The 10776-nt window shown below is 35.7% G+C and carries 2 protein-coding genes and 2 rRNA genes (1 of these 4 running past the window's edge); all 4 read right to left on the reverse strand.

Features of this window, described 5'->3' with window-relative positions:
- Window positions 1-57 precede the first annotated feature (57 nt).
- On the reverse strand, window positions 58-8616 hold the full coding sequence (locus Q2T46_RS05690) for a GH36-type glycosyl hydrolase domain-containing protein (RefSeq protein WP_311062357.1): 8559 nt from the start codon (window positions 8614-8616) through the stop codon (window positions 58-60).
- Between the two features lie 186 nt (window positions 8617-8802).
- On the reverse strand, window positions 8803-10167 hold the full coding sequence (locus Q2T46_RS05695) for an RsmF rRNA methyltransferase first C-terminal domain-containing protein (protein ID WP_311062409.1): 1365 nt from the start codon (window positions 10165-10167) through the stop codon (window positions 8803-8805).
- Window positions 10168-10310: 143 nt separating this feature from the next.
- Window positions 10311-10419 (reverse strand): 5S ribosomal RNA (gene rrf / locus Q2T46_RS05700).
- Window positions 10420-10468: 49 nt separating this feature from the next.
- Window positions 10469-10776: ribosomal RNA gene (locus tag Q2T46_RS05705) — 23S ribosomal RNA — on the reverse strand (it continues 2565 nt past the right edge of the window).

The following is a 10776-nucleotide window of genomic DNA, read 5'->3' on the forward strand; positions in this document are numbered from 1 at the left end:
TTTTAATCAAATGCTATAAGAAAAATCAGCAGATGAATATACTTCATCCGCTGATTTTTATGCTTTAACTGATATTTTCGTTCCCATCGTCACAGATACGTGATGTGTTTGTCCGTCATCCTTGAGAGCAATTTTATTATCATTCATTATCTTTCCATCAACATTGATCTCCTGTACACCCTTGTTTACTCTTTCGGGATTTTCTATCTGTATTATATATTTAGTATTATTTTTGTATATATATTCTATTTTGTATTTCGTCCAATCCTTTGGCACACATGGATCTATAACAACCATATCTTTTTCTTTTTTAAATCCTAAGATGTGTTCAATTCCCACTCTGTACATCCATCCAGAAGAACCAGTGTACCATGTCCAACCACCTCTACCTATGTTTGGTTCTACTGCGTAGACATCGGCAGCCATGACATAAGGCTCAACTTTATACTTGGAGTTTTCAATAGGCGTCCTGGAATGATTTATTGGATTTATCATGGAATAAAGCCTATACGCTTTATCCCCATCGCCAACTACAGCATATGCCATTATAGCCCATATTGCTGCATGTGTATACTGACCTCCATTTTCTCTCACACCAGGCACATATCCTTTAATGTAGCCGGGGTTTAGATCACCTTTGTCAAAAGGTGGAGACAGAAGCTTTATAATGGCATTGTCATAATCTATCAAGTAATTTTCCAGTGCATCAAGCGCTTCTTTTACCCTCTCCCATTTGGCTGCACCAGATATTGCTGCCCAAGATTGTGCTATTGAATCTATTTTGCATTCATTATTTTGACTAGAACCAAGCGGAATTCCGCTGTCAAAGTATGCCCTTCTATACCAGCTTCCGTCCCATCCATTTTCTTCAATTGATTTGATTATGTCATCGGCAACCTTTTTGTATTTTTCAACCCTCTCGTAGTCGTTATTTTCAATACAAACTTGTATAAACTTTTTAAGTGTAACATACATAAACCACCCAAGCCATATGCTCTCACCTTTTCCTTTGTTGCCCACCATATTCATTCCATCATTCCAGTCGCCAGAACCCATCAGTGGTATTCCATGCTGGCCAAATTTCAATGAATGTTCTATGGCTCTTATACAATGCTCATAAACTGTCGCAACTTCATCTGATACTACTGGTTTGCCATACCTTTCGTCTTCTTCATCCTTTAGCAGTTCTTCGTCCAAAAAAGGCATTTTAACATTTAGTATTTCCGTGTCACCTGTCACGCTTACGTAATCCGCTACAGCATAAGGCAACCAGAGAAGATCGTCTGAATATTTTGTCCTTATGCCTCTATCTGTACCCGGATGCCACCAATGGAGAACATCTCCTTCTTTGAATTGATGTGCACAGGCATTTAATATTTGAGCCCTCGTAAGTTCCGGTGCCACATATACTACATTCATAGTATCCTGTAGCTGATCTCTAAAACCATATGCGCCGCCTGCCTGATAAAATGCAGATCTTGCCCATACTCTGCAGGATATGGTCTGATAAAGGAGCCATCCATTTAAAAGCAGGTCCATAGACTTATCCGGCGTGCTTACCTGTATGGTTCCAACAAAATTGTTCCAAAACGTATCCACATAACTCAAAGCTTCTTTCACATTATCCAGATTTTTGTAATAATTTATTATGCGATTGACCTCATCTGTCGACATGCCTGTTCCCAGCAAAAATACCAGCTCTTTTTCCTCATTTTCCTCTAAATCGACATTAATTTGTATTGCAGCACATGGACTAAACCCAACTCCAACATTATTCGATAGAGATTCTCTTTTTAATGATTCTGGTCGCTTGGTGTCAAAATCAGGTCCCAGAAATTCCGACATATCTCCCGTATATGATTGTATTTTATAAGACGCACTTACAAAAGATATTCTGTCAGGGAAATCTTCATTAAACACGTTTTTTATAAGCAGTGCATTCATGTCTTTGTTCATTTCCGTCACTATATAAGGCGACGTTAAATTTTCAAAGACACCCAATACAGGTTTTACATAATAGTATAGACTTAACATCCTTTTTTCGCCGCTAATATTTTTAAGTTTTACAAGCGATATTTTCACAGTATCATTCATTGGTACAAACTCTAACATTTCATGGCTTATTCCTGAGCAAACATGTTTAAACAATGTATGTCCAAATCCATGCTCTGCAATATACTGTCCACCATCTCTTATGGGTTTGGCTGTAATCGTCCAAAATGCACCTGTTAAATCATCCCTGATGTATAAGATTTCCCCGCTTTCATCTAAAACAGGATCGTTTGACCATGGTGTAATCTTGTATTCTCTACTGTTCTCTGACCAGGTGTAGCCACTGCCTGACTCAGAAACTTGAAAGCCAAATTTGTAGTTTGAAATTACGTTTATCCACGGCATAGGCGTCTCCTTGTCACCATCCAAATCTATCACGTATTTATGTCCATCAATAGAAAACCCACCATATCCATTGCTGTAATACAGTGGTATATTTTCTGGCAGCGGAACAGGGTAATTTTTTTCTGCAATTTTTATATCAAGCAATTTGGATTTACTATCTTTTTCACCAGCATCATATTCAAGCTGCTTCTCAATAGGCATGTCAGCGGTAAGCGAAAGCCTTGCAACAGTATTTAATAAAATGTAATCTTCATCTTTTAAATTGCTTTTATTAAGCAGAAATACACCACCATATTCTCCTATTATGTTGTATGCAAAACTGCCGCTTATTACATCCTTAATCTTGTCGCCTAATGCATCAATGTAACCGCCTTTATCATTATTTAAAATCACCAAATCTACATATAATCCTTTCATCCTCCAATACTCATGAGCCTTCAGCAGTTGCTTCAATATTGGTATCTCCTCTTTTTTGCTGATTTCTAAAAGCACTATTGGAATATCACCGGATATACCGTACGCCCACAGTCCAGATTGGCCTTTTCTATTTTTCAATAAGTAATCTACCTTTTTCATCCTAACAGGACTTAAATATATTATGTGCGGCAGCATCTGCTGAAAAAGACCTAACTCGTCTGACTTTAAGTTGAGATAGTCTAACTCCACTTTACCGCGGGATACTGACATTTCAAATGCCCTTTCGGTAGCTCCGGCATTTTTATACTTGTTTGCTAGTTTTACAACCTCAGATTTCGATTCTGCCACAGCAGTAATGAAAATTACTCTAGCCGTCTGATTTGGTTCCAATTTTATTCTTTTTCTCAAAGACATGACAGGATCAAGGACAGGACCGTCTGAATTCGATAATGGTCTGTCTGCTTCAAGAGCTCTGGGATTCCTAAGAGTCCTGCCTCTACCTATAAACTTTGTTCTGTCTGTCTCAAACTGTGTATCACCTATTGTATCACCGCCTTCAACAGAAACAGCGTGAGCAGCCCACAGAGATGATTTTCCTAAATCTCTAGGTCTTCTGTTGGCAACTATCATATCACTGTCAAACAAAATCTCTGTTTTTATAAACAACTTATTAAAAGCCGGATGGGCTATATCAGCATTAATATCGCTTAAAACTGGTTCAAAATAGCTTGTCACCTCCAGTGTCCTTGAATGACTACTATGATTTTTCAATGTGACACGCCTTATCTCCACATTATCCTCAGGAGAAACAATCACCTCTGTCTCAGTATCAATATTACCAACCTTTTTTATAAACTTGGCCATGTCTTGCTTAAATACTACTTTGTACTTTTCATCTTTTGCATAAAATGGAGCATACGTTGTTGACCAAGTAGTGTTTGAGTTTGTATTCTGCACAAATATAAATGTTCCGTGAATCTCATCCAGGCTATTTTTCCACCTTGTTATATTTGTTCCTTCTTTTTTGCTGTAACCAGTACCTCTATCTGTTAAAAGCACAGAGTAATCTCCATTTGAGAGAATATGGACTTGTGGAAGAAAGCTATCTAATTCCTCTATCACTCTCACTGTCTTTACTTCTTCCCTCTTTGGCTCTTCAAATTCCCTTTGTGCCTCTATTTCTTCTTTAAGCAGCATTGTACCATCTGGTACTCTCTCTTGTAGCAATATTTCAACTGATTTTATATAAGGATCTGAATGAAATCTTTTCTGCATCACATTTTTATTTATGAAGTTATTTAAAGCTAACATGCTCATACCCAGGTGGTGCGACATAAAGCTTTTAACTATAGCATATTTTTTCCCATAAGGCATCCTTTCTGGCGTAAAATCAATCGCCTCGTAAAAACCATACTTGCCTTCCATTCCCAGTTCTTTTAATTTTTTTATGTTTTTCACAACAGATTGAGGATCTATCTGCAAAGCCAGCATTGTTCCATACGGTGCTATCACAATGTCATGGGATAGTCCTCTTTTAAGGCCCAGCCAAGGCACTCCAAACGCCTTATACTGATAATTAAGCTTGATATCAAAAGAGTAAAAACCTGATTCAGATATCCCCCAGGGTATGTCATACTTTTTGGCATATTTTTTCTGCATCATGATGACAAATTTATATGTCTGGTCTAAAAGCGTATTTTTGTAGTTCTTCATTATCAAAAGAGGCATAAAATATTCAAACATGGTTCCTGACCAAGAAACTAAGCCCCTTAAATAATTTTCTGCCGTTACCATCCTTCCCATTCTAAACCAATGTTTCACATCAATTTCTTTTTTTGCTATAGCTATAAAACTAGCCTGCCTTGCCTCTGATGCAAACAAATCATAATAGGACTTTGTCAATTTTTCATCTTCAATATTGTAGCCTATAGAAAAAAGCTGCCTTCTTGTATCAAATAAAGGTCTAAACTCTGTCTTTTCAACAAGATTGCTTAATCTGCCTATCAAATCATGTACCTTGTCTATCAAAGATGTAATTTTTTTATATGGCTCTATAAATTCTTCTGCCTCCATAGATGCGTGTGAATCTATAATTTCTTTATACCTGACTTTTAAACTATTTAATGAAATATCATTATTTAAATCAAACAATTTTTCGTATTCATTTTCTTTCTTGACAATTGGCAATAAATCTTCCAATTCTTTAATGAATGAATCGACAGTTTCTACAGTTTTTAGGTACCATCCATCCTCGTCATCCAATTTTATACCATCCAATTCACTTTTTAGCCGATTAAGTTGTTGATACCAATCGCAGACAGTATAATCTCTGTTAGGCATCTCAAATTTTATTTTTTTATTTTTCACACCTTCATTTAATATGTTTATCAAGTCTAACAATCCATCCCGTAAATTTTCAGTTAAAGGCTTGTCTAAGACCTCTTTTAATCCTTCTTTAAGTACTATCATATATCCAACAAGATTTCCGCTGTCAACTGTAGAGACATAGTATGGTTTAAGTGGCTCTAGACTATCTGTTTTATACCAATTGTAAAGATGTCCATGCCATTTTTCCATTTTCTCTATGGTGGATACCGTCTTTTCGATTCTGTCTATCATCTCAGAAGTAGTAATATATCCAAAATCTCTAGCTGATATTGTAGATGAAAGATACAAACCAATATTTGTTGGAGAAGTCCTCCTTGCTACTCCTGCATAAGGATCTAGTTGGAAATTATCAGGAGGCAAATAATTATCCTGCTCCGTTGCAAAATCCTCAAAATACCTCCAGGTTTTTCTCGCTAATCTCCTTAGCTCTCTAATGTCTGATTCTTCCAAAGTTGATTCGTGTTCTACTATAGGACAGCTTATCTTAAATGCAATGAAAGGCGATACAATCCATATTAATGCTGTAATTACAGAATAATACAGCATACCCGGTTTAAAATATGCGCTCGATAGAATAAAAATGAACCCTACTAATATCGATATCCACATTTTGCTTAAAAAACTCAAAAAATCATTTTTAAGCCGCCTTTCCATATCTGCCGCTGTTATCCATTCTAAAAGATTTTTCTTTGATATATAGACTCTGTATAGAGTCCTAATTATCGCATCCATCATCATATAACTTTGATATGGCAAAAATGCAAACTGCAGTGCTCCTGTATAAAATGTATTTTTAATGCTGTTTGTAAATAAATTGTCGCGATTGTTTGACCTTGATCTAATCTTTCCTATCAAAATGTCAATCACACCAGCGATAAAAGGTGCAAACATGACTAATAGCACCAATAAGTATGTTAACATGCTGTTTATTGGCAACAAAATACCAATGAACAACAGAAGCAGAGTAAATGGCGCTACAAGGCTTCTTCTCAAATTGTCGATTATTTTCCACTTTGAGATTATCGACAAAGGATTTTCTATGTAATCGCCATTTCTTGTTCTAATCCTTTTTGCAAGCCATGGTAAAAGCTGCCAATCACCTCTTACCCATCTATGCAGTCTCATCATATACGAATTGTACTTTGATGGAAAACCGTCAATTAACAAAATATCTGTCACAAGCCCTGTTCTCACAAAAGAACCTTCAAGCAAATCATGGCTTAAGACCGAATTGTCAGGTATCAAATCTTTAAGAATATTTCTAAATACCGCAACATCGTATATTCCTTTGCCTGTAAAAATACCTTCCCCAAAGAGATCCTGATAAACATCAGAAACTGCACTCGTATAAGGATCAATACCGCCATATCCTGCGAATATCGCAGAAAAAATAGACGAACTGGAAGAGACAATGTCCACCCCAATCCTCGGTTGAAGAAGTCCATATCCTTCAACTACTATATTTCTTTCTCTGTCAATCACTGCTTTATTAAGTGGATGCATCATTGTCCCAATAAGTTTTTTAGCAGTATCCATTATTAAATTTGTATCTGCATCAAGTGTAATGACGTATTTTATACTTGGCAAATCTTCAACATTTACACTTTTTATGTAGAAACTTGTCTCTTTTGAACCATTTAAAAGTTCATTAAACTCGATTATGGCACCTCTTTTTCTTTCCCAGCCCATATACGCATTTTGCATTTCACAAAATACTCGCTTTCTATGGAAATAGAAAAATATATCTTTCCCTTTGGAGTATTTTTCGTTAAGCTCTCTTATGCCTTGAAGAGCACTGTTTATTATCTCCTCATCGTCATCCAATTTTTCTTTTTTAGTATCCTTAAAGTCTCCAACAACAGCAAAGTAAAGATTATCTTCTTTATTTGATATATATATTACTTCCAACTGCGACAATAACTCTTTAACCCTTTTAACGCTTGTTAGCAGTGTCGGTATTATTACCATAGTCGCAGATTCTTCAGGTATACCGTTTTTAAGTTCTATCTTTGGTATTATTGTAGGCTTTTTAACATGTATTATCACCCAATTAACTGCCTGTACAACAATCTCGCTTACAGGTATTATAGATATAGCTGCTAAAGTAGCAGCATAAGCGACATTTGCACCTTTCATGATTAAAAGAACTGACAAAGCAGCTGCAATCAATATTGTCAATGCAATGATAGATGATATATAAAAGACGGCTATGTGTTTTTTTACGATACGATTTAATTTCAAATTGTTTTTCTTATGTCCTATTTTGCTTTCTAATATGCTTCTACCCTTGCCTATTATATAAAATCCTACATGATTTATGTATCCTGGCTTGTTGTTGTCATTTAATACTTCCTTTGCACACTCCAAAGCTTTTCTGGCAACATATGTCTCTGACGTATTGTATCTTTTCGCTATCTCTTCAATTTCATGTCTGTAATAATCCCGCGATTCAAAATCCATCATCTCATATGTACCGTCAGGATCCTGCCTCAATATCTGCTCTACGTTGCTAAGCTTTTCGAATATCTGCGCCCAATCTAATGTTGAAACATATTTAAGGCTGGTTATAGCATTACCGATTGCCACCTGTCTTGCAGCTAATATTTGATGGTCTAGCTGGACTATATCAGATATATTCGTATCGTATTCTTGGAGAATTCTATCTATATATTGTACTAGTATTGTTGAATCATCACCTTCCACCCTTATTCTTTGCAGCAATCTCTCAAAAAAGGATGTAGGTATTCTTCCTACAGTCAGCACTTTATCATGTATTAATTTTTTAACATCATCAAATGTCATGTTCTTGTTTGCAAATATGATATTTGCAACTTCATCGGCTTTATTCCACTGTTTCTGTGTAATAACTATTTTTTCTGAGCTTCTTTTTATATTTTCAATCAATGCAATTCTTATCATCAAGCCCAGTGCCCACAGTTCACCACTTGACAAAAGCGACTTCGACTGGTAAGCATTAATGAAATCTACGATTGTATCCTCATCAATTCTTCCGTCTGTATGTGATACTAGTTCCAATGCAATAGCATATACCCTTGGGTAACCTTTTAATATGCTGTTCTTAAGTCCTGGAAGCCCTGAATAATAACCTTTCGATAGGCTTTTTCTAATCTCTTTTACCTGTTCTTCAATGATGTAGAAATTATCTAAAAGCCATTCAGCATCTTGTGATATTGATTGTGTTTCTCCAGCCATGTTAATGTTTCTGTAAACAGATTTTATGTAGCTATAGCTTTTGTTCATACGTGGTATAAGCATATAATTTAGCTTAGTGTCTTTCATTACATAATGGTTCTGCGCCAAATCTTGAGCATGTCTCATTAGTTCATCATGATTCAGCAAAACATCATGTAAATCCCTTTCTTCATAATCATTTAAATACCTATTGAAAATCATTAACAGAAATAGTATCAATAAAGCTCCTATTAATATATGTACAAATGTAATAAACTCCAAGAAAAACACATCTCCTTTATCCCAAAATATAGTGACAAAATTATTATTCCCAATTTCCTATTATTTTTTCTCATAAAAATAAAAACAAGGTAAATATTATTATGTACCTTGTTTTAAAAATTTATTTTATTTTCTTAAGCCTTTAGGATAATAGTTTTTTAACACACCTTTAACTACCTTTCCCCAACCGATTGAATAGCCATCAATTAAAAGAAGTACCCATCCGTCATCAATATCGATATTTAATGTTTCACCATGAATATATGATTCTATTTCATTAGCCCTCAAATTATAAATTCTCTTGGTCTCATCTTTTTTTAAAGCCATTGCCAGCCAATGAGATGGCTCAAATCTTCCTTTTTTTAACTGCCCCAGATCAAATCCACATCTATACACTTTTATTCCAGATAAGTCCATCGTTTCTTCAGGAATATGATAAACATGATCACCTATCTTTTGTAAATTCAATTTTTCCACATCTATATTGAGATAATTGTCAATAAAATCGTAAAAAAGTTTGTCAACAAAACCCTTTCTTTGTTTAAATTTTATTTTGCTATTGCTGCTCTTATCATAGCTGCCATTTTTTCTGAGTTTAGCTATAAAATGACCTTCGCCTTTTAATAAGTGTGGCCAAAGCCTTACACATTTTCTTAAGTCACTGCATCCATTGACCCATTCTGGATGTCCATTATCAAATCCCTTATGCTTATAAATTTTTATTAATTCAAAGTCGCTGTGATTTTTTAGAAAATGGTCGATTACACCTTCATTTTCCTCCGGAGAAAATGTACACGTTGAATATACCATTATTCCACCAGACTTTAACATGCATGATGCACTATCCAATATCTTTTTCTGGCGATAGGCACAGCTTAACACATTTTTCAAAGACCATTCATCTCTTGCCGTTTCATCTTTTCTGAACATTCCTTCACCAGAACATGGGGCATCAACAAGTATTTTATCAAAATAATCTTTAAATGTCTTTTCAAGTTTTTCTGGTGACTCATTTAAAATAACAGCATTTCTTATACCCATCCTTTCAATGTTTTCTGCAAGAACTTTTACTCTCTTTGAATTGATCTCATTTGATACTAATAATCCTTCCCCATTGAGCTTTGAAGCTATGTGTGTAGATTTACCTCCTGGCGCCGCACTTAAATCTAATACGATATCCCCTGGCACAGGATTCAATGCTTCTACTACCGCCATAGCGCTTGGTTCCTGAATATAAAATAAACCAGCATCGTGGTAATAATGCTTTCCTGGTTTATCATTTTGATCATAGTAAAATCCTGTATCACACCATGGTACAGATATCAATCTAAATGGAGAAATCCTTAAAAACTCATCAACAGAAATCTTTAGCGTATTGACTCTAAGTCCCCTATAAGGCTCTTTTTCATATTCCCTCATAAACTTTTCGAAATCATCTTTTAACAGAAATCTCATCTTATTTACAAAGTCTTCTTTAATTTTCATAATCATTTCATCACCATAAAATATATAATCTTTAATTATCATTATAACTCTTTTATACAATATATGTGTCTATTATTTTATTGCTTATAAAAATCATAAACAAAAAAGAGATAGTCCATTTAAAACAGACTACCTCTTTTATAAATTTTTACCGGCAGCGACCTACTCTCCCGAGTAATCAGTACCATCGGCGCTGGAGGGCTTCACTTCCGTGTTCGGTATGGGAACGGGTTTTTAACCTCCGCTATTGCCACCGGAAATCTTTTTTCATTTGTTATAAATGAATCTTGAATACTGCACAATGCTTAAGGTCAAGTCCTCGACTTATTAGTACCGGTCAGCTCAAAGTATTTCTACTCTTACACCTCCGGCCTATCTACCTCGTCTTCTCCAAGGTGTCTTACTCCTTTCGGATGGGAAATCTTATCTTGAGGTGGGTTTCACGCTTAGATGCTTTCAGCGTTTATCCCTTCCAAACTTGGCTACCCAGCTGTGCGTACGGCTACGCAACTGGTACACCATCGGTTTGTCCACCCCGGTCCTCTCGTACTAAGGGCAGTTCCTCTCAAATTTCCTACGCCCGCGACGGATAGGGACCGAACTGTCTCACGACGT

It is taken from the genome of Thermoanaerobacterium sp. CMT5567-10, assembly GCF_030534315.2.
In the GTDB taxonomy this organism is placed as follows: Bacteria; Bacillota; Thermoanaerobacteria; order Thermoanaerobacterales; family Thermoanaerobacteraceae; genus Thermoanaerobacterium.

What these genes read in the sequence shown, in the direction of transcription:
- Q2T46_RS05690 (WP_311062357.1), bottom strand. Translation starts at nt 8,616, where the DNA reads ATGATTTTCAATAGGTATTTAAATGATTATGAAGAAAGGGATTTACAT.
- Q2T46_RS05695 (WP_311062409.1), bottom strand. Translation starts at nt 10,167, where the DNA reads ATGATTATGAAAATTAAAGAAGACTTTGTAAATAAGATGAGATTTCTG.